The organism is Kitasatospora sp. NPDC002227 (assembly GCF_040296285.1).
Lineage (GTDB): Bacteria > Actinomycetota > Actinomycetes > Streptomycetales > Streptomycetaceae > Kitasatospora.
In genome coordinates this window covers 131414-154832 of sequence record NZ_JBEOWY010000012.1, presented here as the reverse complement: position 1 = coordinate 154832, position 23419 = coordinate 131414, and the positions used below count along the sequence as shown (strand labels likewise).

General features: G+C 74.1%; 18 protein-coding genes. 8 read left to right on the top strand and 10 right to left on the bottom strand.

What is annotated here, in order from left to right; all coding sequences use genetic code 11:
* Positions 1-24: 24 nt before the first annotated feature.
* Complete coding sequence (locus tag ABT095_RS13940) at positions 25-2748, bottom strand: DUF642 domain-containing protein (RefSeq protein WP_350529652.1); 2724 nt, start codon at positions 2746-2748, stop codon at positions 25-27.
* 282 nt (positions 2749-3030) lie between these two features.
* Between ABT095_RS13940 and ABT095_RS13935 the strand changes: the two genes are divergently transcribed.
* Positions 3031-4122 carry a glycosyltransferase gene (locus ABT095_RS13935; protein ID WP_350529600.1) on the top strand — a complete coding sequence of 364 codons (1092 nt, stop codon included), beginning with the start codon at positions 3031-3033 and terminating at the stop codon, positions 4120-4122.
* Positions 4123-4125: 3 nt separating this feature from the next.
* Here the strand turns inward: ABT095_RS13935 and ABT095_RS13930 are convergent, their stop codons facing one another.
* On the bottom strand, positions 4126-6987 hold the full coding sequence (locus tag ABT095_RS13930; protein ID WP_350529599.1) for an FAD-binding and (Fe-S)-binding domain-containing protein: 2862 nt from the start codon (positions 6985-6987) through the stop codon (positions 4126-4128).
* Between the two features lie 140 nt (positions 6988-7127).
* On the opposite strand from ABT095_RS13930, the gene ABT095_RS13925 reads away from it, so the two are divergent.
* On the top strand, positions 7128-7760 hold the full coding sequence (locus tag ABT095_RS13925) for an HIT family protein (protein WP_350529598.1): 633 nt from the start codon (positions 7128-7130) through the stop codon (positions 7758-7760).
* A 26-nt stretch (positions 7761-7786) separates the two neighbouring features.
* Here ABT095_RS13925 and ABT095_RS13920 read toward each other — a convergent pair whose 3' ends face one another.
* Positions 7787-8830, bottom strand: coding sequence for a glycosyltransferase family 2 protein (locus ABT095_RS13920; protein WP_350529597.1), 1044 nt, complete (start codon positions 8828-8830; stop codon positions 7787-7789).
* Between the two features lie 242 nt (positions 8831-9072).
* The gene (locus ABT095_RS13915) at positions 9073-9801 is read right to left on the bottom strand and encodes an aggregation-promoting factor C-terminal-like domain-containing protein (RefSeq protein ID WP_350529596.1); all 729 of its coding nucleotides are present in this window, start codon (positions 9799-9801) and stop codon (positions 9073-9075) included.
* A 769-nt stretch (positions 9802-10570) separates the two neighbouring features.
* On the opposite strand from ABT095_RS13915, the gene ABT095_RS13910 reads away from it, so the two are divergent.
* The 4 genes from ABT095_RS13910 to ABT095_RS13895 are packed head-to-tail and all read left to right on the top strand — an operon-like array spanning position 10571 to position 14615.
* Positions 10571-11206 (top strand): maleylpyruvate isomerase N-terminal domain-containing protein, encoded by a 636-nt coding sequence (locus ABT095_RS13910; protein ID WP_350529595.1) that lies wholly within the window; start codon positions 10571-10573, stop codon positions 11204-11206.
* Positions 11207-11249: 43 nt separating this feature from the next.
* The gene (locus ABT095_RS13905; RefSeq protein ID WP_350529594.1) at positions 11250-12194 is read left to right on the top strand and encodes a pseudouridine-5'-phosphate glycosidase; all 945 of its coding nucleotides are present in this window, start codon (positions 11250-11252) and stop codon (positions 12192-12194) included.
* Positions 12191-13141: a carbohydrate kinase family protein gene (locus ABT095_RS13900; RefSeq protein ID WP_350529593.1), complete on the top strand. Its 951-nt coding sequence runs from the start codon at positions 12191-12193 to the stop codon at positions 13139-13141. Before ABT095_RS13905 ends, ABT095_RS13900 begins: the two co-directional genes overlap by 4 nt.
* Before the next feature lie 10 nt (positions 13142-13151).
* Positions 13152-14615, top strand: coding sequence for a flavin-containing monooxygenase (locus tag ABT095_RS13895; RefSeq protein WP_350529592.1), 1464 nt, complete (start codon positions 13152-13154; stop codon positions 14613-14615).
* A 3-nt stretch (positions 14616-14618) separates the two neighbouring features.
* Here the strand turns inward: ABT095_RS13895 and ABT095_RS13890 are convergent, their stop codons facing one another.
* Both ABT095_RS13890 and ABT095_RS13885 read right to left on the bottom strand, forming a co-directional pair.
* Positions 14619-15245 (bottom strand): hypothetical protein, encoded by a 627-nt coding sequence (locus tag ABT095_RS13890; protein WP_350529591.1) that lies wholly within the window; start codon positions 15243-15245, stop codon positions 14619-14621.
* 43 nt (positions 15246-15288) lie between these two features.
* Positions 15289-16260, bottom strand: a complete 972-nt coding sequence (locus ABT095_RS13885; RefSeq protein WP_350529590.1) for an ArsR/SmtB family transcription factor — start codon at positions 16258-16260, stop codon at positions 15289-15291.
* 195 nt (positions 16261-16455) lie between these two features.
* On the opposite strand from ABT095_RS13885, the gene ABT095_RS13880 reads away from it, so the two are divergent.
* The gene (locus ABT095_RS13880) at positions 16456-16914 is read left to right on the top strand and encodes a hypothetical protein (protein ID WP_350529589.1); all 459 of its coding nucleotides are present in this window, start codon (positions 16456-16458) and stop codon (positions 16912-16914) included.
* A 50-nt stretch (positions 16915-16964) separates the two neighbouring features.
* Here ABT095_RS13880 and ABT095_RS13875 read toward each other — a convergent pair whose 3' ends face one another.
* Entirely contained in the window at positions 16965-17549 is a 585-nt protein-coding gene (locus tag ABT095_RS13875; protein ID WP_350529588.1) for an HAAS signaling domain-containing protein, read from the bottom strand.
* Entirely contained in the window at positions 17546-17929 is a 384-nt protein-coding gene (locus ABT095_RS13870; RefSeq protein WP_350529587.1) for a PadR family transcriptional regulator, read from the bottom strand. Before ABT095_RS13870 ends, ABT095_RS13875 begins: the two co-directional genes overlap by 4 nt.
* 220 nt (positions 17930-18149) lie before the next feature.
* Here ABT095_RS13870 and ABT095_RS13865 point away from each other — a divergent pair, with 220 nt between their 5' ends.
* Positions 18150-20306, top strand: coding sequence for a TerD family protein (locus ABT095_RS13865; RefSeq protein ID WP_350529586.1), 2157 nt, complete (start codon positions 18150-18152; stop codon positions 20304-20306).
* Between the two features lie 131 nt (positions 20307-20437).
* On the opposite strand, the gene ABT095_RS13860 is transcribed toward ABT095_RS13865, so the two are convergent.
* Together ABT095_RS13860 and ABT095_RS13855 are read right to left on the bottom strand one after the other, a co-directional pair.
* The gene (locus ABT095_RS13860) at positions 20438-21646 is read right to left on the bottom strand and encodes a glycoside hydrolase 5 family protein (RefSeq protein WP_350529585.1); all 1209 of its coding nucleotides are present in this window, start codon (positions 21644-21646) and stop codon (positions 20438-20440) included.
* A 56-nt stretch (positions 21647-21702) separates the two neighbouring features.
* Complete coding sequence (locus ABT095_RS13855; RefSeq protein ID WP_350529584.1) at positions 21703-23406, bottom strand: peptide-N4-asparagine amidase; 1704 nt, start codon at positions 23404-23406, stop codon at positions 21703-21705.
* Between the last annotated feature and the right edge of the window lie 13 nt (positions 23407-23419).

Sequence of the window (23419 nt, the reverse complement as noted above, 5' to 3'; positions counted from 1 at the left end):
GGGCTGCCGGGCCGGTGGGAAGGGTCAGTCTGTGGTACTCCGGCGTCTGCGGGTGAGGCGGCGTCGGCCGAAGAGTGCGGCGAGGCCTCCTAGGAGGAGGGCGGCGGAGGCGGTCGTGGTCAGCTCGAGGCTGTCCTCGCTGGTTCCCGTCTGTGCGAGCTCGGTGGGGCCGGGGTGGGTGGGGAGGGTGTGGTGGTGCGGGGTGGGGCGGGGTTGGTCCGCCGGGTGGGAGCACGATGCGCAGGGCAACGGGCGTTCGGCTGGCTGGCTGGCGGGTCCGGGAGGGCCAGCGGGGCCGGCGGGGCCGGGCGGCCCGGGAGGTCCGGGAGGTCCGGGCGGGCCGGGGATGCCGGCTACTGAGACGCCGGGAATGCCCTGAGGGCCGGCAGGGCCGGTTGGGCCCATCGGGCCTTGGAGTCCTGTGGCGCCGGTTGCTCCGGTGAGGCCGGTCGCACCCGTGGCGCCGGTAGCGCCGGTGGCTCCTGCAGTACCGGTAGCGCCCGTGGCACCGGCGGGGCCGACGGCTCCGGTTGCTCCCGTCGCTCCGACCGCTCCGGTGGCGCCAGCTGGGCCTGTTGCCCCAACCGCGCCTGTAGGCCCGGCGGTGCCGGTGCTTCCCGTGGCGCCGGTAGCGCCCGTGGCGCCTGCAGGGCCTGGGGCACCCGTAGCTCCTTGGGCCCCCGTCGCACCGGTGGCACCCATGGCGCCAACTGGCCCGGTTGCTCCCGTTGCGCCGGTTGCGCCTGTGGCCCCGGCTGCGCCGATGGCACCCGAGGCACCGGTCGCGCCTGTGGCTCCCGTCGGGCCGGTTACACCCGTCGCTCCAGTTGGCCCGGTCGCGCCAGTTGCTCCGGTCGCACCTGGTGTTCCAGTAGCACCAGTCGCGCCAGTTGCTCCGGTGGGCCCGGTCGCTCCCGTCACACCGACTGCTCCGGTGGTGCCTGTCGCTCCGGTTGCACCTGTTGCACCTGTTGCACCGGTCGCGCCCGTCGGTCCGGCGGCTCCCGTCGGGCCGGTCGAACCAGTTGCACCGGTTGCACCGGTGGATCCAGTCGGGCCCGTTGCCCCGTCAGCTCCCGTTGCGCCGGTGGCTCCTGTCGCTCCGGTTGCACCGGCTGGTCCGGTGGCTCCCGTCGGGCCGGTCGAACCACTGGCTCCGGTTGCACCGGTTGCACCGGTTGCACCGGTTGCGCCTGTGGCACCAACTGCGCCGGTCGCTCCAGTCGGGCCTGTCAGCCCGGTTGCACCAGAAGATCCGGTTGCGCCCGTCGGACCAGTGGCGCCGGTTGGCCCAATGGCGCCCGTTGCACCGACTGCTCCGGTAGCCCCTGTGGCTCCTGTCGCGCCTGTCAGGCCGGTGGCTCCTGTCGGGCCGGTCGCCCCTGTGGCCCCGGCTGTGCCCGTTGCACCGGTGATACCAGCTGCGCCAGTGGCGCCCGTCGGGCCAGTGGCCCCGGTGGCGCCGGTTGCGCCGGTGAGGCCGGTGGCTCCTGTCGGGCCGGTTGCGCCGGTGAGGCCGGTGGCTCCTGTCGGGCCGGTTGCGCCGGTGAGGCCGGTGGCTCCTGTCGGGCCGGTTGCGCCGGTGAGGCCGGTGGCTCCTGTCGGGCCGGTTGCGCCTGTTGCACCCGCCGCGCCGGTGGCGCCCGTCAAGCCGGTCGCACCCGTTGGACCAGTTGGACCTGTTGGCCCGGTCGGCCCAACGGCGCCCGTTGCGCCGACCGCTCCCGTAGCTCCCGTCGCCCCGGTGGCTCCCGTAGGGCCGGTGGCTCCCGTGGCTCCCGTGGGCCCCGTCGGGCCGACCGGGCCGATGAAGGTGGCTCCGGTTTGGTCGGCGGCGGCGGGGCCGTTGTTGGTGAGGTCGGGGTCGGGGGTGCTGGCGGTGACGGTGGCTTGGTTGACGGGGATGGTGGTGGTGGCGGCGGAGACGGTGCCGGTGACGGAGATCTGGACGGAGCTGCCGGAGGGGAGGGTGGGGACGGGGCAGGTCATCTGGGTGCCGCCGCCGCCCGTGAGGGTGGTGAGGGTGCAGGGGCCGCCGGTGCCCTGGGTGACGGTGGCGGTGGGGCTGAGGATGTTGGGCGGGATGCGGTCGCTGACGACGACGCCGTAGGAGGGGTCGGGGCCGTTGTTGGTGGCGGTGATGACCCAGGTGATGGCGCCGTTGGGGGTGATGTTCTTGGTGCTGAGCACCTTCTTGATGCTCAGGTCCGCGACCGGCGGGTTCTGGGTGACCCGGACGTTGGCGAGCAGCGGGCCGCAGGCGGTACTGGAGCGGGTCTCGTTGGAGGTGAAGCTGATGGTCGGGTTGTCCGTGCCGGCGGTGAAGGTGTAGACGCTGTCCTGCCAGTTGCCGTTGTCGAGCTTGGTGGTGCCCAGCGTCTTGAAGCTGGTGGGGGCGCCCCCGGTGCCGGAGACGGTGAAGGGCTGGCCGTTCGCCAGTTGGGTGGCGGTGCAGCCGTTCCAGGTGTTGGGGCTGTTGCCGAAGGTGACGGTGACGGTGGCGCCCTGCTTGACACCGGTGAGCTGCTGGCTCAGCGAGCTCGCGGAGGTGGTGTTGAGGTCGACCGCCTGCAGGCCGTCGGAGCGGTGGGCGAAGGCGGGCGAGTACACCTCGGTCGCCCCCGTCCAGCCGGTGGGGCCGTTGACGTAGGTGTACACCTGGTCGCCGCCGGAGACGACCGGGCTGGCGAACGTGCCGTTGACCACCCCCACGTCCTGGACCGGGCCGCTGCCGGCGTGGGTGAGCATGGGCCACGGCGTCGCCGCGGCGGCCACGAGGATGCCCACCAGGACGGCGCCGCGTGCCAGCCGCTTGTGTGACGACTGCCGCTGTCTTCCCATGCTGTCTCGCTTCCCCGGGAGGTATGGGAGGGTCGAGTGTCAGCAGAACCCGCCGGAGCCGGGCCCGCGATCTGAGCGGCCGTCAGCCGGGGCCGGGAGGGTGAACGGGAGCGCAGGCGTTGCGTCATCCGGTGGAACCGGGGAGTGGGCGGCCCCGGCCGGACCGGACGGATCGTCAGAATGGGCTGTATGCCCCGAGCATCCTGTTCGATGATCGTGAAGGACGAAGCCGCCACGCTGGCGGAAGTCCTGGCCGACGCCGCCGCCTTCTGTGACGAACTGGTGGTCGCCGACACCGGCAGTACGGACGGCACCCAGCGGATCGCCGCCGAGGCGGGCGCCGTGGTCGTCGAGGTGCCCTGGACGGACGACTTCGCCGCCGCCCGCAACGCGAGCCTGGCAGCCTGTACGGGCGACTGGGTGGTCTGGCTGGACGCCGACGACCGGGTGCCGCCCGCCGCGCAGCGGGCCTTCGCCGAGGTGATCGCCGGGCTCGGTGAGGATGTGGACGCCTTGGTGACGCCCTATCAGTACGGGTTCGACCCGACCGGGGAGCGGTGCACCTTCACCGTGCAGCGCGAACGCGTGCTGCGCCGTGCCGCCGGGCTGCGCTGGACGGGCGCGGTGCACGAAGCGGTCGACCTGGCGGCGGCCCGGGTGCGGGAGGTGCCGGAGCTGGTGGTGGAGCACCGCCGCACCGCCGAGCAGGCCGCCCGCGACCAGGGCCGGAACCTGCGCATCCTGGACGGGCTGTACGGGCGCGGCGACCGCACGCCCCGGACGCTGTTCTACCGGGCCAACGAGCTGCGCGACCATGCCCGGCACGCCGAGGCGGTGGCCGCCTACGACGAGGCGCTGGCCACCGAGCAGCCGGAGTGGGAGCGTTACTACTCGCTGCTGTCGCAGGCCGAGTCGCTGCTCGCGCTGGAGCGCTGCAGCGAGGCGGCGCAGGCGGCGCTGGCGGCCGTCCAGCTCGATCCGGGGCGGCCGGAGGCCTGGGTGGCGGCGGGAAAGGCCTACTACCAGCGGAAGTTGTGGGCCGAAGCGGTGCCGTTCTTCCAGGCCGCGACCACCGCGAACCGGCGCCCGGCCACCGGCTTCAGCCGGGAGACGGACTACCAGTGGGTGCCCTGGGACTTCCTCGCGGTCTGCCTGGGCAACAGCGGGCGCGCGGAGGAGGCGCTGCGGGCCGGGGCGGTGGCGCTGCGCGGCAATCCCGACCCGGAGCGGGTGCGGGGGAACCTCTCCTGGTTCGTGGAGACGCTGCCGGCCGCCGGGTAGGCGCTATGGCCTGTCGGCCAGCAGGTCGCGGAGGAGTTCGGCGAGGTGGCGGGCACGGCGGCCGCCCGCGAGTCCGGCGATCTGGGTGCGGCAGCTGAAGCCGTCGGCCAGGAGGAGGGTGGTCGGGTCGGCGGCGCGGACGGCCGGGAGGAGGCGGCGTTCGGCGGCGGCGACCGAGACCTCGTAATGCCCCTGCTCGAAGCCGAAGTTGCCCGCCAGCCCGCAGCAGCCCGAGTCGAGCTGCTCGTTGTCCAGGCCGAGCCGGGCGGTGACGCGGCGGTCCGCCTCGGTGCCGAGCACGGCGTGCTGGTGGCAGTGGACTTGGGTGAGGGAGCGGGCCGGGGCGGTCGGGAGGGGAACGCCGGTCTGGTCCAGGAGTTCGGCGAGGGTGCGGACCCGGCCCGGGAGGTCGCCGGCCGAGGGGCCGAGCAGGCGGGGGAGTTCCTCGCGGAGTGCCGCGGTGCAGCTCGGTTCGAGGCCGACGACCGGCAGGCCGGGTGGCAGGGCGCGCAGGCTGCGGCGCAACACCTGGCGGGCGGTGCCGAGTTGGCCGGTGGAGAGCCAGGTCAGGCCGCAGCAGACCGGCCCGGTGGGCAGGCGGACGGCGAAGCCGAGCTGCTCCAGGGCCTCGACGGCGGCCTGGGCGGGGGCCGGGTCGAGCAGGTTGGAGAAGGTGTCCGGCCAGAGCAGGACCGGGGTGGCGGAGGGGAGTTCGGGGTGAGCGGCCCGGTAGCGGCGGAACCAGTGGGTGAAGGTGTGGCCCGGCAGGGCGGGTACGGCGCGGCGTGGGTCGAGGCCGCCGAGGCGCGCCAGGAGGGGCGAGCGGACGGCCCGGTTCGCCAGGCCGGGGGCGAGGGCTGCCGCGCGTAGCCACAGGGGCAGCCAGCCGAGCGAGTAGTGCGAGCGGGGCCGCAGGCGCCGCCGGTAGTGCTGGTGCAGGAACTCGGTGCGGTAGGTGGCCATGTCGACGTGGACGGGGCAGTCGCTGGCGCAGCCCTTGCAGCCGAGGCAGAGGTCGAGCGCCTCGCGGACCTCCTCGGAGCGCCAGCCGTCGGGAACGAGCTCGCCGCGCAGCATCTCGGCGAGCAGCCGGGCCCGGCCCCGGGTGGAGTGCCGCTCCTCGCCGGTGACCATGTAACTCGGGCACATCACACCGGTGCTGGTGTCGATGCACTTGGCCACGCCCACACAGCGGTGCACGGCGGTGAGCAGGCTGCCGCCGTCCTGCTCGTACGGGAGGGCGAGCGGCAGCAAGTCCCTTCCGGGGAAGCGCAGATCGGCGTCGAGCGGGCGCGGGTCGACCAGGGTGCCGGGGTTGAGCAGGCCGGTCGGGTCCCAAGCGTGCTTGAAGCGGCCGAAGAGCTCGATCACGGCGGGCGGGTACATCCGGGGCAGCAGTTCGGCCCGGGCCTGGCCGTCGCCGTGCTCGCCGGAGAGCGAACCGCCGTGCGCCACCACGAGATCGGCGGCCTCGGTCATGAAGGCGCGGAACTCCGGCAGGCGCGCGGGGGTGGTGAGCGGGAAGCCGAGCCGCAGATGGACGCAGCCCTCGCCGAAGTGCCCGTACGGGACGCCGCGCAGGCCGTGGCGGCGCAGCAGGTCACGCAACTGGCGCAGGTAGGAGCCGAGTTGTTCGACCGGGACGGCCGAGTCCTCCCAGCCGGGCCAGGCCTGGCTGCCGTCCGGGAGGCGGGTGACGATCCCCGCGCCCGCCTCCCGGACGGCCCAGAGCTGGCGCTGCTCGGCCGGGTCGGTGACCAGGGCGGTGGTGGCGCCTGGTTCGCGGCGGACGGCGGCGGCGAGCGCCCGGGCGGCGTCGAGGGCCTCGGCGGGGGTGGCGCCGCCGGTCTCCAGGAAGAGCCAACAGCCGCCCTGGGGAAGGTGCGCCAGCGCGGGCGGCCGCCGGCCGGCGGCGATCAGGGCCTCGATCAGGTCGGTGGCCATGCCTTCGACGGTGAGCGGTCGCAGTGGCAGCAGGGCGGGGACGGCGTCGGCCGCCGCGGTCTCGTCCGGGTAGCCGGCGATCAGCAGGGCGCGGGCGGGCGGGGCCTCGACCAGCCGGACGGTGGCGCCGAGCAGCAGGGCGCAGGTGCCCTCGGTGCCGGTGAAGGCGCGGGCCAGGTCGTAGCCGTGCTCGGGGAGCAGCGCGTCGAGGGCGTAGCCCGAGGTACGGCGCGGGAGCCGGGGCATGCCGGTGCGCAGCTCGGTCAGGTGGGCGGCGGCGAGATCCTGCAGGGCTCGGTGCAACTCGCCTTCACCGCCCGGGCGTTGACGCAGGAGCGAGCGTTCGGCGGGCGTGGTCGGGCCGGTCAGGGTCAGTTCGGTGCCGTCGGCCTTCAGGACGTCCAGGGAGTGCAGGTTGTCGGAGGTGCGGCCCCAGGCGACGGAGTGGGCGCCGCAGGAGTCGTTGCCGATCATGCCGCCGAGGGTGCACCGGCTGTGGGTGGACGGGTCGGGCCCGAAGCGCAGCCCGTACGGCCGGGCGGCGGCCTGGAGGGAGTCGAGCACGACGCCCGGCTCGACCACGGCCGTGCGGGTGTCCGGGTCGACGGAGCGGACCAGGCCGAGGTGGCGGCGGAAGTCGAGCAGGACGGCGCCCGGCCCGATCGCCTGGCCGCCGACACTGGTGCCCGCGCCGCGCGCGACGACCGGCACGCCGCGCTCGCGGCAGACGGCGAGGGCGGCGTGGACGTCCGCCCGGTCGCGCGGGCCCACCACACCGAGCGGGACCTGCCGGTAGTTGGAGGCGTCCTGGCTGTGGACCGCGCGCTCGGCGGTGTCGAAGCGGACCTCGCCCCGGACGGCGGCGGCGAGCGCACGCTCGAGTTCGGTGCGGCGCTGCCGGGCTCGGCGGTCGATGGCCATACCGGGATCATCTCAGGACGGGGCGGCCGGAGGGCTGTTGGCGCCCCGGCGCGCCCGACTGCGGGACGGCGCGGTGCGGGGCGTGCCGGGGCGGTACCCGGCGGGATCCGGGCCGTAGTGGTGTGACATCCTTGCCGGGCATGAGAGATGATCTTCACCCCGCACCTGGCCAGACCCCTGCCCCGAGCGCGTACGTCTCCCGGCTGCCGATCGGCGAGCGGATCGAGCTCGCGGAGGGCACCATCGCGAGCTGGGGGAACTTCCCGTTCGAGGGCGATCTCCGGGTCAAGATCCTGCAGCCGCCCGTGCTGCCCGAGCCGCCCCGGCACGGTGAGGACGGACCGGGCAGCTGCGGTCAGTGCGCCCGGCCGGACGGTGAGTTCCTCTGGACCGACGAGCACTGGCGGCTCACCGGGATGGCCGAGCCCACCGGGGTGCCGGCCGTGCTGCTGCTCCAACCGCGCGCCCACCACGACCTGTTGGACCTGCCGCCCGAGCTGTCGGCCGGCCTCGGGCCGATGCTGCAGCGGGTCGAGAAGGCGGTGCTCTCGCTGGACGGCATCGCCCGGGTGCACGTCAGCAAGTGGGGCGACGGCGCCGCCCACCTGCACCTGTGGCTGACCGCCCGCCCCGAGGGGATGGTCCAGCTGCGCGGCACCTGCCTGGCGATCTGGGACGACGTGCTGCCCAGGCTCCCGGAGGAGGAGTGGCGCGAGAACGGACGCCGGATCGCGGCGGCGATGGCCGCCGGGGGCGGCACCGCGCACGTCTGACCCGGACGTCCTCGGCCGAGGGGTGGTCAGGCCGCGCGGCGGCTGACCGCTCCGCGGGCGATGTGGGAGAGCTTGGCGAGCTCGAAGGCGGCGTAGGCACCGCTGGCGAGCAGGGAGAACTTGACGCCCTCGCGGCCGTCCGGGCGGCGGAAGCCCTCGGGCAGGTAGGTGCGGTAGTGCTCGGCCGCGCGGTTGAAGAACTGCGGGCGCTCGGCGCGCGGCACGCAGCCGGCCAGGTCGAAGATGAACAGGTACTGCCGGATCATCCGGGTGAAGAGGTGGGAGAGCGCCTGGGCGGCCTCGGCCCCCGCCTCGTGCAGGAGCTCCTGGCTGCGCTCGTACTGGGTGAAGACGTCGAAGTGGCTGCTGCCGGGCGAACCGGTCGGGTGCACGGTGTGGCGACGGCGGATCCGCACGCACTCGCGGTCGAGCACGGCGACCCGCTGGGCGGCGAGCAGGGCCTGGTGGACCACCGGCAGCTCCTCGTACTGGCCGTCCGGGAATTCGGGCAGGCTCTCGCGGCGCAGCAGCCGGTCCCAGACCAGCGGCGGGGCGCCGAACAGCTCCGGGCGGGCCAGGCCGGGGCGGACCTCCGGGCCGGCGGCGGCCAGCAGCTGGGCCGCGCCGCCGGACCAGCTGCGGCCGCGGTGCTCGCGCGTGTGCCCGAAGAGCAGCACGTCGAGCTCGCCGGTCTCGGCGAGGCGGTCGGCGAGGGCCTGGAGGCTGTCCGGCTCGAGCAGGTGGTCGGCGTCGAGGAAGAGCAGGTAGTCGCCGGTGGCGCGGGCGGCCCCGGCGTTGCGGGCCCGGCCGATGCCGACGGCGGCGTTGAGACGGAGCACCTGGACCCGGGGGTCGCGCATCTCGTAGGCCTCGGCGAGCCGCTCCGGGCTGCCGGGGGAGCGGTCGACCACCAGCACGATCTCGAAGGCGCGGAAACTCTGCGACAGCAGGGAGTCCAGGCAGTCCTTGAGCTGATCCTGCGCATCGTAGGCGGGCAGGACCACGGAGATCAGCGGCTTGGGCGGCTTCACAACCGGGGGCGCGGGCGGGGTCGACGCGTGCGAGGGCATGGGCGGGAGGCTAGAAGGCGTGTACACGTCCGAGCAAAGCCCATAAATGCCATGAAATGCCTCAGAGCCGGTCAAATGGGCGGGAGTGTGCGCGATATCTTCACCAGGCGGTCACGGCGCGTGGTGTTGACAGTGGCCTGCCGGTCACCGGCGGTAGCCGGACGGACATAGGGGAGGGCGCCCGGGTACGCCGCAGGGGCGGCACCGGAGTGGTGCCGCCCCTGGGGCCGATCGCGGGGCGATCAGTACGCGCTGTGGGTCTGCCAGAAGGCCCAGGCGCCGCACGGGCTGCCGTAGGTCTCGTTCATGTACTGCAGGCCCCACTTGATCTGGGTGGCCGGGTTGGTGCGCCAGTCGGAGCCGGCCGAGGCCATCTTGTTGCCCGGCAGGGCCTGGACCAGGCCGTAGGCGCCGGAGCTCGGGTTGGTCGCGGTGACGTTCCAGCCGCTCTCGCGCTCGATGATGTTGTTGAAGCACTGGAGCTGACCGGCCGGCACGATCTGCGCGGCGATCTGCTGCGGGGTGCCGGTCGGCGCGGCGTTGAGCGCGGCACGCTGCTGCGAACGGGAGGCGGCGTCGGCGGCGGCCTTCGCGTCGGCCTTGGCCTTCGCGTCGGCGGCGGCCTTGGCGTCCGCGGCGGCCTTGGCGTCGGCCGCGGCCTTCGCATCGGCGGCAGCCTTCGCATCCGCGGCGGCCTTGGCGTCGGCGGCAGCCTTCGCGTCGGCGGCGGCCTTGGCGTCCGCGGCGGCCTTGGCGTCGGCCGAGGCCTTCGCATCGGCCAGGGCCTTGGCCTGGTCCTGGGCGAGCTTGGTGTCGGCGGCGGCCGAGCTGGCGGCGGCCGCCTGAGGCACGGCGGCGACGGCGGAGGGGGCGTCCTGCGGCAGGGCCAGCGCGAGGGTCGCGGAGCCTGCCACCGCGAGGGTGGCGACACCGGTGATCAGGGCGTTACGGCGGTTCTTGAGCAGCTGCATGGAGGGGGACAACCTCTTCTTCCGTCGAGCGGGGCCGCGTCGGGCACACGGGTATCGCGAAGCGTGTTCGTGGGAAACAGGCCCGCATGCCGTGTCGGACGGCCTTGGCACCCCGGCTGCGAAGCCGAGGCGGGCGGGAGAAGCGCGGACCGGGCCGGTGCACACCACACCGAACCGCCGCGCTGCCTTGCGACCTGGACATTCTTGGCAGACCCGCGCGGCGGGGGCAAAGCCCTCCGGTACTACTGCCGGTCGTAGTCACGGCAGAGCGCCCGGTGCGGGGCCAGGCGCTTCGGATCTCTATACCCGGGCCCGGCCGTGGCAAAACCTCCGGGCTCCACCGCGCCGAGGGCAGCCGTCTGACCTGCGCTCTTCGCGGTCACCGCCGCCCGCTCAACCGGTGGCGGCGGACGGCCTGCCCCGGCCGGACGGCGTTGGCGGAGGTCGGCCGGAGCCCGTCGACTATCCCCAGCAGTAGGTGCGCAATGCCGTGTGGGCGGCCTCACAGGAACCGGGCGCCGGGTTCGGCGGAGGGTGAGCGGGCGGACACGGCTCACGGCTCGTGGCGAGCGGCCGACCCGCCCCGTTCAGCCGCCGGACCGCCGTTGCAGGCCGCGCAGGTCGCGAAGGGTGCCCGCGCACACCGCCGCCAGGAGCAGCAGGCCCACGCCGGAACCGGTGCCGGGCGGGCGGGAGCCGTCACCGGTGGCCGAGCGGCCCGTAGGGTGGGCCGGACCGGAGTGATCAAGTGGACGAGGGGTGCGGGGGAATGAGCGGGATCAGGGGAGAGTTCCTGGCGGCGGCGCGGGTGGCGGTGGAGCTGCTGCGGGCACCGGAGGTGGCGGCGGCCTGGGAGCGGCCGAGTGTGCTGGCCCAGTTCCGGGTGAGCGGGCTGGCGGGCCATCTGGCCAACCAGGTGCTGGTGCTGCCCGGGTTGCTGGCCGCGCCGGTGCCGCAGTGCGAGACCGTCCCGGTGGTGGAGCACTACGCGCGGGCCTCCTGGGTGGACGCGCCGGTCGACTCCGAGGTCAACGTGATGATCCGCGAGGGTGGCGAGGAGCTGGCCGCCGGCGGGCCCCAGGCGCTGGCCGAGGAGACGGCGGCGGTGCTCGCCGAGCTGGCCGACCTGCTGCCGGGAGCGCCGGAGCGGCCGGTCCAGGGCCCCGGCTGGGGCTGGGCGCTCACCCTGGACGAGCTGCTGCTGACCAGGCTGATGGAACTGACCGTGCACGGCGACGACTTGGCGGTGAGCGTCGGTCTGCCCACGCCCGAGTTCCCGGCCGGCGCGGTCGAAGCCTCGATCGGTCTGCTGTCCCGGCTGGCCGTCCGCCGCCACGGCCCGGCGGCCGTACTCCGGGCCTTCACCCGGGCCGAGCGGGCCCCGGAGCGGATCACGGTCTTCTGATCCCGAGGTTTACGGGGTGGGGTCGGGTGGCGAGAGAAAGGGGATGACGAACGGTACGCGGGTGGGTGCGGTGACGGGTGTGGTGGTCGCCGAGGAGGTGCGGGAGGCGCTGGCGGCCCGGGTGCCGGTGGTGGCTCTGGAGTCGACGATCATCTCGCACGGGCTGCCGAGGCCACGGAACCTGGTGGTGGCACGGGAGTTGGAGGAGCTGGTGCGGGCCGGCGGGGCGGTGCCCGCGACGGTGGCCGTGCTTGACGGGGTGCCGCACGTCGGCCTCGGCAAGGAGGGCCTGGAGCGGATCGCCACCGATCCGGGGCTGCGCAAGTTCGGGTTCCGGGATCTGGCACCCGCCCTCGCGACCGGCGCGAGCGGTGCGACCACCGTCTCCGGCACGGCTTTCCTGGCCGCCCGCGCGGGAGTGCGGGTGTTCGCGACCGGCGGCCTCGGCGGGGTGCACCGGGAGTGGACCACCACGCAGGACGAGTCCGCCGACCTGGCGCTGCTCTCGCGGACCAGGATCACCGTGGTCTGCGCCGGAGTGAAGTCGATCCTGGACGTGCCGGCCACCCTGGAGCGGCTGGAGACCCTGGGCGTCGGCGTGCTGGGCTACCGCACCGCCACCTTCCCCGGCTTCTACCTGAGCAGTTCGGGCCGCCCGGTCGACTGGACGCTTCAGGAGCCCGGCCAGGTCGCCGCCGTGATGCGCGCCCAGGACGCCCTGGGCGGGCTCGAGTCGGCGCTGATCGTGGCCAACCCCGTACCGGAGCAGGAGCAGTTGGACCCGCAGCTGCACGACCGGGTGCTCGCCGAGGCGCTGGCGGCGGCCGAGCTGGCGGGAGTGCGGGGCCAGGCGCTGACCCCGTACCTGCTCGGGTACCTGGTGGACCACACCGAAGGCGCCTCCCTGGAGGCCAACTTGGCGGCGGTGCGGGGCAATGTCCGGCTCGCGGCGCAGATCGCCGCGCACTGGGCGGGCGGTGCGAGGTGAGCCCGCAGGCGCTGCTGCTGATAGGCACCGTGGTGACGGACGTGGTCGCCCGCCACCACGGTCCGCTCGCCCCGGGCACGGACACCCCCGCGCGGACCGAGCTGCGCCCGGGCGGGGCGGCGGCCAACGCGGCTGCCTGGGCGGCGCGTTCGGGCGAGGTGGAGGTGCGGCTACTGGCCCGGGTCGGCGCGGACTCGGCCGCCTGGCACCGGGCCGAGCTGACGGCCGCCGGGGTGCACCCGCACCTGGTGGTGGACCAGGAGCGGCCCACCGGGGTGGTGGTCTGCCTGGTGGACACGGAGGCCGAGCGGAGCTTCGTGACCGACTTCGGCGCGGCGGCGCAGCTCGGCCCGGCCGACCTGTCGCCCGAACTGCTGGCCGGCGCGGGCCATGTGCACCTCTCCGGCTATCTCCTCTTCTCGCCGCCCGGGCGGGAGTTGGCCGCCCGGGTGCTGGCCGCCGGGGTGCCGGTGAGCGTGGACCCGGCCTCGACCGCGTTCATCGAGCGGTTCGGCCTGGACGAATTCCGCGCCGTCGTACGGGCTGCGGGCCTGGTGCTGCCCAACCTGGACGAGGCGCGGCTGCTGGCCGGGGTCGCCGACCCGGGCCTGGCGGCCGAGCGGTTGAGCACGGTGCACGGCGAGGCGGTGGTGACCGTGGGGGCGGCGGGCGCGGTGGTGGCGCGGGCCGGGAGGGTGCTCGGCCGGGTGCCGGGCGTCCCGGTCGAGGCGGTGGACAGCACGGGTGCCGGCGACGCCTTCACCGGCGCCTTCCTGGCGGCCCGGCTGGCCGGGGCGGGGCCGCTGGAGGCGGCGGAGGCAGGCTGTGCGGCGGGTGCGGCGGCGGTGACGTTGGTGGGGGGACGGCCGCTGCGCCCGGCAGGCCTGCCGGGCGCAGGTAGGACGGGTGTACGGTCTGGTGACCAGACCCGCCCAGGCGCCGAGTGAGAGTGGACCCGTGACCGCGAACCACACCAACGTCCTGATCATCGGCGCCGGCCTCTCCGGCATCGGCGTCGCCTGCCGGCTGCGCCGGGAGCTGCCGGACCGGGAGTTCGCGATCCTGGAGCGCCGCGAGAACATCGGCGGCACCTGGGACCTGTTCCGCTACCCCGGCGTCCGCTCCGACTCCGACATGTTCTCCTTCGGCTACGAGTTCCGCCCCTGGGACGGGCTCAAGGTGCTCGCCGACGGCGAGTCGATCCGCGGCTACGTCGCGGCCACGGCGGCCGAGTACGGCATCGACCGGGAGATCCGGTTCGGGCGCAGGGTGGTGGCCGCCGACTGGTCCGGCGAGCGGCAGCAGTGGACGGTGACCGTGCTGCGGGAGGAGAGCGGGGACAGCGAGACCTGGACCTGCGAGTTCCTGGTCACCTGCACCGGCTACTACGACTACGACCGGGGCCACCTGCCCGACTTCCCCGGGGTCGAGAGTTACGGCGGCACGCTGATCCACCCGCAGCACTGGCCGGCGGACTTCGACCACACCGGCAAGCGCGTGGTGGTGATAGGCAGCGGCGCCACCGCCGTGACCGTCGTCCCGGCGATGGCGGAGGCGGCCGAGCACGTCACGATGCTGCAGCGCTCGCCGTCGTACGTCTTCTCGCTGCCCTCGGTCGACCGGCTCACCGCGCTGCAGCGGAAGGTCCTGCCCGCGCCCTTCGTCCACCGGATGACCAGGCGGCGCAACATCAAGGTGCAGCGGGCCCTGTTCAAGGCCGCCCGGCGCTACCCGCGGCTGGTGCGCGGGGTGCTGCTGGCCGGGGTGCGGCGCCGGCTCGGCGCCGGGTTCGACATGAGCCACTTCAGCCCGAAGTACGACCCCTGGGACGAGCGGCTGTGCGCCGTCCCCGACGGCGACCTGTTCGAGGCGCTGCGGGCGGGCCGGGCCTCCGTGGTCACCGACACCGTCGAGACCTTCACCGCCACCGGCATCCGGCTCGGCTCCGGGCGGGAGCTGGCAGCGGACGTCGTGGTCACCGCCACCGGGCTCAACCTGCAGGCGCTGGGCGGAGCTTCGGTCAGCGTCGACGGGCAGCCGCGGGACTTGCACGAGGTCTGCACCTACAAGAGCGTGCTGCTCGAGGGCATCCCCAACCTGGCCTGGGTCTTCGGCTACACCAACGCGTCCTGGACCCTGAAGGTCGACATCGCCGCCGTCTACCTGGTGCGGCTGCTGAAGCACATGGACCGGACCGGCCAGGCGGTGGCCGTGCCCGTGGACCGGGGCGCGAACGCGACCGAGGCCGGCGTGGTGGACGAGCTGTCCTCGGGGTACATCCGGCGGGCCAAGGACATCATGCCGCGCCAGGGGCGGGACTTCCCGTGGCGGATGGTGATGGACTACCAGCACGACAAGAAGGTGCTGCTGACCGAGCCGGTCGCGGACGGCATCCTCGAATTCGGTGCGCGGCGGCCGTAGCGGTCAGTGCCCGTACGGGGGCTCGAAGCAGCCGGTCTCCGGGTACAGGCCGTTGACCGAGACCGCGTAGTTGGACGGCTGGACGAACGCCGAGACGCAGGTGTCCTCGTGCACCCGCAGCCCGATCCGGGCGCCCGGCGGGGTCACGTAGCGGTCCGTCTCGTAGCGGGCGGACATCGCCTGCACGGTGAGGTTCCCGCCCAGGCGCTCGCCCTTGGAGCCGGTCCGCTCCTCCTGGTACCCGAGGCCGGTCAGGGCCGCCTTGACGGCCTCCGGGGTCCACTTCTGCTGCTGCCAGAGCTGCCCCAGCACCGGCTCGATCCGGTCGGCCTCCCGGCGGGCGTCCGCCGCGTTCGCCGTGGAGATCTCGCCCGGGCGGCGGTAGGCGAGGTTGTCCCCGTTGTGCGGCGCGCCGTCCCCCGCACCCGGCTCCACGTACGGCGAGGCACCGAGCGGGCTCGGGGCGGCCGTGTCCGGCGAGGCGCCGAGGAGGCTCGGGGCGGCCGTGAAGCTCGGCGGAGCGATGGCGGCCGGGCCGGTGGTGCTGCGGGTGCCACAGGAGGTGAGGAAGAGCGCCGAGGCGAGCAGCAGGGCGGTGGCTGCCAGCGGGCGGCGGAGCGGAGTCGGCATGGTAAAGACTCTGCCAGGTCACCGAGCGTGAGCACGGCCGGGGTCAGGCCGGGTTGTGCAGCAGCAGGTCGTGGCCGAGCGGGGTCAGTTCGTGGCGGACCTGGCGGCCCTCGCGCTCGGTGGTGATGATCCCGGCCACCCGGAGCGCGGTGGCGTGCTCGGAGGCGCTGCCGGGGCTCAGCCCGACCCGGTCGGCGAGCTGGGCGGTGGTGCACGGGCCGTGGCCGACCGCCCGAAGGGAGCGGGCTCGGGAGGGGCCGAGCAGGAGGGCGAGGCCGTCGACAGCGGCCGCGGGTGGCTGCGGGCGGGAGCAGCCCGGGTACATGAGGACCACGGCGCCGTCGTCCTGCTCCATGGCGGTGAGCGTGTTGAGGAAGAGGTTGGGGCGCAGCTCCACGCCCCGGCCGCCGAGCTGCCAGCGGGCGTCCCAGACGGTGGCGAGGCGCAGCACCTCGTCGCCCTGCCAGTGCGCCCCGGGCTGCAGGCCCGTCAGCATGCTGCCGGTCCCGTTCTCGGCGGCACCTCGTGCGCGCTGTGCGACGTCGGCGCCGAGCCGGTGCCGGATGTCGGACCAGTCCGGCGCGAGGCAGGACCGGAAGACCGCCCGGGCGGCCTCGGCGACCGGGCGCAGCGCCTGGGCGCCCTGCTCACGCAGGTCCTGGACGATCCGGGGCAGGCCGGGGCCGTCGCCGTAGAAGGCGAGGTCGGCGCGGATGCGGCCGTCAGGAAGTGCGAGCATGGCGTCGAGCTCGTCGTCCAGCCCCCGGCTGTCCGGGCCGCTCCGGCTGGAGAGGAAGTCGGGGATGCCCTCCGGGCTGGCGTTGACCAGGTCCAGCAGGGGTGCGGCCCTGAGTGGTATCTGCGGGCGGACCCGCCGCCACCAGCGCTCGCGCCGGAGCGAGCCGCTCACGCAGTGGTGCTCGGCACTGGCCAGGCCGCCGAGCAACTGGTCCATCGCCGAGACGGTGAAGGTGGTCCGCGCCATGTCGGCCACCCCGAAGCGCAGTTCGAGCATCCCGACTCCGATCGCTCACACGTCCAGGGCGGGTCGATCATGCCTGGCGCCGGGCGGTTTGGCCAGTATTCGGCGAGGACCGAATAGCTCGGCCGCGCGCCGGGCCGCTGCCAGGATCGCGGTACGCGCCGCCCGCGCACTTCGGCGGAAGTCCGGGTGGCGCACTTCGATCAGCCGCACAACGGGGAGAAACCCATGAAGCTTCGCAACCCGCTCGGCCGCACGCTCGGCCTGGCCACCGCCACCACGGCGCTGGCCGCGGCCGCCACGGTGGCCGGCGTCGGCACCGCAAGCGCCCACCCGGGCGACAACGTCTGCCGCTACGCCCCGGTCACCGTGCAGGGTTACAGCCTGCTGCCGTGCGTCTACCAGGACAGCAGCGGCTACCTGCACGGCAAGGTGATCGCGACCGGCGGCTCCACCGACGTCTACCTCCACGTCCAGATCGGCTACCGGTGCGGGACTTCGGGCCCGGTGAACTGGACGCCCGGCACTGACACCCAGATCAAGATCTGGCCGGGCGGCGCGACCCTCTACACCTACCCGAGCGGTGGCGTCGGTGCGTTCCCGGGGTGCCAGGAGTTCTCCAAGACCTGGGTGGTCAACAACAACAACGCCTACGGGGACGTCGAGGCCGGTCCGATCTACATGTGATCCCTGGTGCGGGTGGTGGTCTCACGGGGGACCACCACCCGCACCTTCGGTCAGGCCGTCCGGAGCCGGGCCGCGGAGCGGGTGAGCCGGACGGCGGCCAGGACGGGGAGCGCGAAGCCCGCGAGGAAGGCGGCCAGGACGGCCGTGGGCGTGAGGCCGACGGGGGAGAGGGTGAAGGCCGCCGCGAGCACGGGCAGGACGACGAGCGGCGAGGCGAAGAAGAGGGCCGCCCGGATCTTCTCGGGGCGCGGCCACTGCGGGGACTTCCACAGCCGCCACAGCGCCGTGCCGGCCGCAGCCAGGGCGAGCAGCGGCCCGAGGGCCGGGACGGCGAGCAGCGGCAGTGGGAGCAGGGCGAGCAGCACGGTCAGCCTGGTGCGCCCGGGGCTCTCCGGCTCGGGCAGCGGCTGCCCGGCCTCGGCCAGGGCGGCGTCGGCGACCCGGCGCGGGTCGCCCAGCTGGTCGAGCACCAGGCGGACGGCGGTCTCGTCGGCGGCGTCGGTGTCCGCCAGGGCGGAGTCGATGTGCTCGGCGAGGTCGGCGAGGAGCTCGCGGCGGTGCTCGGCGGGCAGGGGAGCGGTGTGCCGCTCGACGGTGTCGAGGTAGGCGCGGACCAGCGGGTGGGTGGTGCTCATGGGGTCTCCCCAGGTGCGAGGACGTGGTCGACGGCCACGCGGAAGGCGGGCCAGAGGGTGGTGAACTCCGCCAGGGCGGCACGGCCCTCGGCGGTCAGGGTGTAGTAGCGGCGGGACGGCCCGCTGGCCGAGTCACGCAGGAAGGTGTCGGCCAGCCCGGCGCGGCGCAGGCGGGAGAGCAGCGGGTAGATGGTGCCCTGACTGGTGGCCAGGGCATGGAAGCGCCCGAGCTCCTGGAGCAGCTCCACGCCGTAACGGGGACCGTCCCGGAGCAGGGCGAGCACGCAGTACTCGAGCACACCCTTGCGCAGCTGGGTGGCGATCGCGCCGTCCGCCGGTGCGGGGCCACCCCCCTTGTCGGTCGGGTCGTGGTCGGTCATGCCAGGTACCATGCACAGCAAGGTAGCAGGCGGAGCCGGAATCTCCAGCGTCGCACCGGGCAGGATCCGGTGCCCGATCGGGCGGCACGCGCAGGGCGACCGGCATGACTGACCGGATGAGCGGTCAGCTGGGCGTGGCGAGCTTCGTACCGATCGCAGGGCGGGCGGCATGACCGAAACCTGATTGCGCGACAGGTCGGGAATCTGGGATCTTGCCCGAATGGTCCATGCTCTCGAACGTCTGGTCGTCCGGCACACCCTCCGCCTGCCCGCCCCCGGCGGGCCGGCCGGGCGGGGTGAGACGGCCGCGCGGCAGCTGGACGTCGCGCTGCTGTCGGTGGGGTTCAAGCTCTCCGGGGAGCTGCTCCGGTGGCTGTCGGGGCTGGCCGAGGAGGCCGTGGCCGAGGTGGGCGCGCGCACCCTGGCCACCGTCCGGGAGCTGGTCGGCGACCACGTCGGGCACAACGCGTACTTCATCGACTTCCCGCTCAACGTGCCGAGCAGCGAGCAGTTCTGGGCGGAGTGCATCGCCAAGGCCCTGGCCGACGACGGGGCGCGCGAGCCGGTCCTCGCCCAGCTGGGCGCCGGGGTGGTCGACCTGCTGACCCTGCCCGCCTACGGGCGCTACCAGCACAGCCACCAGGACCTGCTCGCCGCCCAGCCGGAGTTGGTCGCCGCCGCCGGGGACAGGCTGACGGTGCTGCACCTCGGCGGGCCCCTCGCCGAGGAGGTGACCGCGCTCTACCTGGCGCTGGCCGGCAGCAGCACCCCGCTCGGCGAGGCGGGCCTCGCCGACCTGGGCGTGCTCGCGGGCGAGTGCGTGGCAGGGCCGCAGCCCGAGGCGGTCCCGGTGCGGGAGAGCCGCGCCGTGGTCAACCTCGCCCGGCTCGGGCACGGCGCGCCGCTGCTGGCCGACACCGTCACCGACGTGCTGCGCCTGGCCTGCGCGCTGTCGGAGGGCGACGTGACGCTGGTGACGCCGACCCGCTTCCGTGCCCTGCCCCGGCGCACCCGCCGCGCGCTGCTGGCCGCGCTGGACGCGGTGATCGCCGCCGCACCCGCCAGGCTCGCGGACGTCAACGCGCACCGCGAGGCCTTCAAGCGCCTCGGCGAGCGGCTGCACCCGCACGAGTACCCGCACTGGCCGCACGCCGCCGAGGTGTTCGCCGTGGCGCGCGGGGAGCAGGTGGCCCGCTCCTTCGACAGCCTGCTGGAGGAGCTGCTCGAGGGCGGTGAACTGGACCGGGCCGTCGATCAGTTGGCCGCCGCACCCGGGCGGCTGCTGCGCGCGGTGGACCGGCTGCTGCGCCGGTGCGAGAGCGAGGAGCAGTACGGGACCGTGCTGGCCGCCGTCGAGCGTGCCGCGCCTCGGGCAGCCGGGCGGGTGCTGCTGGCCGTCCGCGAGCACCTGCAGAACCGCTGGTTCGCCAGCCGCAGCGCGGAGCGGGTCTTCGTCAACCAGCGCGGCCGCGCGTGGGTGAGCCGGGACGACCGGCCGCCGCTGCCATCGGTGGTGCGGGAGCGGCTGACGGCCGTCCTCGACGCCGAGCTGCGCAGCCGACTCCCCTCCGTCGAGCGGATGTTGGTGGACCCGGCGATCCTGGACGTCGCGCTGCCGCTGAGCGGCCGGGCCACCACCGGCGGCTTCGGCGTGCTGCCCCGGGGCTCGTACCTGCCGGTGGAGGGGGAGCTGCTGCGGTTCTTCGTGTACTGGAAGCAGAGCAGCCGCGACACCGACTTCGACCTCTCGGGGCTGATGCTGGACGACAAGTACCGGACGGTCTCCTGGCTCTCGTACACCGATCTGCAGCGGGCGGAGGGCGAGCACTCGGGGGACATCACCGAAGCACCGGACGGTGCCTCGGAGTTCATCAACCTGCGGCTCGGGGCGGTGACCGGCGACTACATCGTGCCGCAGGTCAACATCTACTCCGGGGAGGGCTTCGAGGAGGTCGAGGAGTCGTTCTTCGGCTTCATGCTGCGTGAGAGCGAGCAGCTCGGGCGGCCGTTCGAGGCGCGGACGGTGCGGATGAAGTCGGAGCTGCGCGGGCCCGGGCGGGTGGCGCTGCCGCTGGTCTTCGCGCGGGTGGGGGACGACTGGTACGCGAAGTGGCTGCACTTCTACCTGAAGGGCTACCCGAGCGGCAACCGGGTGGAGAACAACCGGGTCTCGGTGGCGCAGCTGGTGCAGGGCGTGGTCGAGCGGCAGTATCTGACGGTGCGGTACCTGACGGGGATGGCGGGGGCGCAGGAGTGGGACGGTGTGACGCTGCCCGAGGGCCCGGTCACCTTCGTCGGCCTGGCGCGCCCCGAGGGGCTGCACCCCGACTCGGTGGTGATCACCCCGGAAAACCTGCGTGACCTGGTCCCGGCCTAGCTGCTAGGTTCTGGTCCGGGCGAGGCCATGGACGGGCTTCCTTCTCACCAATCCTTGAAACTAGTCCGTCCGCTCTCCTCCCCGCTGACACACGCCGGGTTGCCGTACAGGCAGCCCGGCGTCGTCGCGTTTCAGGGGCTGTGCACCAGGTCGGTGATGCCACGGAGGGCCAGGCGGATCGGGTCGGCGGCGTCCGGGGCGAGGACGACGGCCGGGCGGTGGCCGCTCTCGGTGAGGTCGGCCCAGGTGCGGTGGAAGGAGCTGCCGGGGGCGGTGGACGAGCGTGGGGCGGTGGGGTCGAGGACCAGGGCTGTGGTGCGCGGCGGGGGTGTCTGCTCGAACTCCGAGGCCATGGCCGCCAGGGCGCGGGCGGCCGGCTTGAGGGTGCGGTCATTGGTCAGCAGGCCGAGGCCGTACTCGAGTTCGGGGAAGTCGGCGAGTTCGCGGGAGACGTCGTGCGAGCACCACCAGGTGATGCCGAACAGGTCCGGGCAGTCCAGGGCGGCGCGGACGGTGGCCTCGGTGAACTCGGCGGCGTGCTCGGGCGGTACGTGCGGGGCCGGGGCGCCGACCTCCTGGAGCCAGACCTGGCGGCCCGGCCGGTCGGCCCAGGCGCGGGCCAGTTCGACCAGGTAGGCCGCGTGGGTGCGGGTGGCGCTCGCGGCGTGGCCGTAGCGCTGGGCGGTGCCGTTGAAGACCCAGGAGTGCACGGTGGTGACGTCGCCGAGCCGGGCCGCGTGAGCAGGGGTGAAGGGGTGCCCGTCCTGGTACCAGGCGGCGTCGTACTCGGCGTGGGTGTGCAGCCGCCCCGGCGCGGCCTCGGCGCAGACGGCGAGCAGCTCGCCCAGCCAGGCGGCGGCCTGCTCGGGGGAGCAGCGGTCCGGGTCGGGGTGGGGTCCGTCGGAGAACTGGTTCACCTCGTTGCCGAGGGTCAGCCCCAGGAAGTTCGGGCGGTCGGCGAGCGCGTTGCCGAGGGCGTGCAGGTAGGCGCGTTGGCCGGCCAGGGCCTCGGGGTGGGTGAAGAGGTTGCGGCGGTGCCAGGTGGTGAGCCAGGCGGGGATGAAGTCGAAGCTGGAGAGGTGGCCCTGGAGGGCGTCCACGGCGACGTCGAGGCCGCGTTCGGCCGCCGCGTCGACCAGTCGGCCGAGCTGGTCCAGGGCCTGCGGGCGGATCAGGGTGCGGTTGGGCTGGAAGAGCGGCCAGAGGGCGAAGACCCGCAGGTGGTCGAGGTGGAGCGGGGCGAGCGAGTCGAGGTCGCGGCGGACCGAGTCGAGGTCGAAGTCGAGCCAGTGGTGGAACCAGCCCTTGGTGGGCGTGTAGTTGACGCCGAGACGGGGCACGGCTGGCCTCCTCGAGGGAAGGGCCCGCGCCTGGGCAAGGCGCGGGCCCGGGTGGGTCAGCCGCAGTCGGTGACGCGGTCCAGGGTCACGTACCCGTGGTCGGCGGCCAGCTGGTGGTCGTAGCAACTCCCGTCGGCCGAGCGGCCGGTGTAGTGCTCGGTGGCGCTGCCGTCGGCCTGGACGAGTGTGCCGGCCTGGCGCTCGAGGACGCCCTGGGCGGTGAGCCGGTCGTCGGTGGAGTCCAGGGCCCGCCAGTGCTGCCCCTGCTGGGCGGTGGTGCTCAGGTGGCGGGCCACGGTCGCCTGGCCGCGGACCAGGTAGCTGTCGGCAGCGGTGCCTGGGACGTACTCGCTGGTGATGTCGATCGGGTAGGACCAGTTGCTGCGGGTCACCTCGGGGTGGGCGTGGCCGCGGCTCACCGTGGTCTGCAGCCAGCCGCTGTCGCGCTGCGAACTGACCTGCTTGGCACCGCCGTTGCTGATGGTGTCCAGGTTGGTGTACTCGCCGTGGCGGTCGAGCCGGGTGGTGATCCGGCCGCGCGAGGTGTCCACGTAGCCGCTGACCGTCCAGTCGCGGGAGGCCGTGGCGGAGATCAGGTCACTGCCGTCCGCCTGGGTGGCCGTGGTGGTGGCCAGCTGCGGGGCGGGCTGCACGGTGTCGACGGTCACCGCGCCCGAAGTCTGGTGCAGCAGCGGGTCGGTGGAGAGGAAGAGGCTGCCGTCGAGGGTCCACAGGTCGGCGATCCCGGCGGGCGGCAGCAGGGTGACGGTGTGCGGCTTGCCGTCCGTGAGGGTGCCCGCGAACGGGGTCAGGTCGAGGTCGTAGGGGAGGGTGCGGAAGGCGTCGATGCCGGGGATCGGCCGCCACATCAGCGGGCTGATGCCACCGGTGTAGATCGCGGGGAAGGGCTGCACGGTGCCGGCCGGGCGGCCGTCCACCTGCACCTGGATCTCCCGGTAGGTGCCGCCGCCGCAGAGCCCTTCGTCGGCGTGGGCCGCCGCGTAGTCGTCGGGCACGTTGGCGTACCAGAACTCCTCGCAGCCGCCGCCGCGGGCGTAGACCTGGAGGTGGGCTCCGGTGAGGTTGCGGGGGAAGGAGAGGGTGGAGGTGGCGGACTGGCCCTTGCCGAGGCTCCACCAGCCGGGGGCGGTGGTGGACTGGGAGACCGGGAGCACCTGGTCGGCCGTGGCGGCGGCCGGGTGGTGGCGGTCGGCCTGGTAGTAGGTGATCGTCATCGTCATGTGGAAGACGCCGGTGTAGGTGGAGTTGACCAGGTTGCCGAGGTCGACCACCAGCGGCTGCGGGGTGCGCAGCAGCGGGGAGAAGGCGGTGAGGTCGGTGTCCACGTGCCACTTGATGCCGTCCGGGTCCGGCTCGGGGGTGGAGGTGCGCAGCACCTCGGCGCCGCCGATCCACACCCCCGCGAGCCGGTCGTACTGGCGGCCGGCCACGCTGCCGGACCAGTCGAGCACCACCTTGGACCACGGACCGGGGCAGTCCGGCGGCGGGGTGAGGGTCGAAGTGAACGGCTGGCCGAAGGAGTTGGCGAAGTCGTGCTGCATCGCGGTGACGGTGCAGTGCGGGGTGTCCGGGCGGCTGACCGGGGGCAGCGCGGTGACCGGGTCGGCGTAGTTGGTCTCGACCTTGCCTGCCAGGGCTGCGGAGTGGGGTTGTGCGGCGGCGGCCGGGGTGACCGGCAGGGCGAGGGCCAGTGCGGCGGTGGCGAGGGCCAACCGACGTAGCAGCTTGGGGGCTTGCACATGTGCTCCTGGT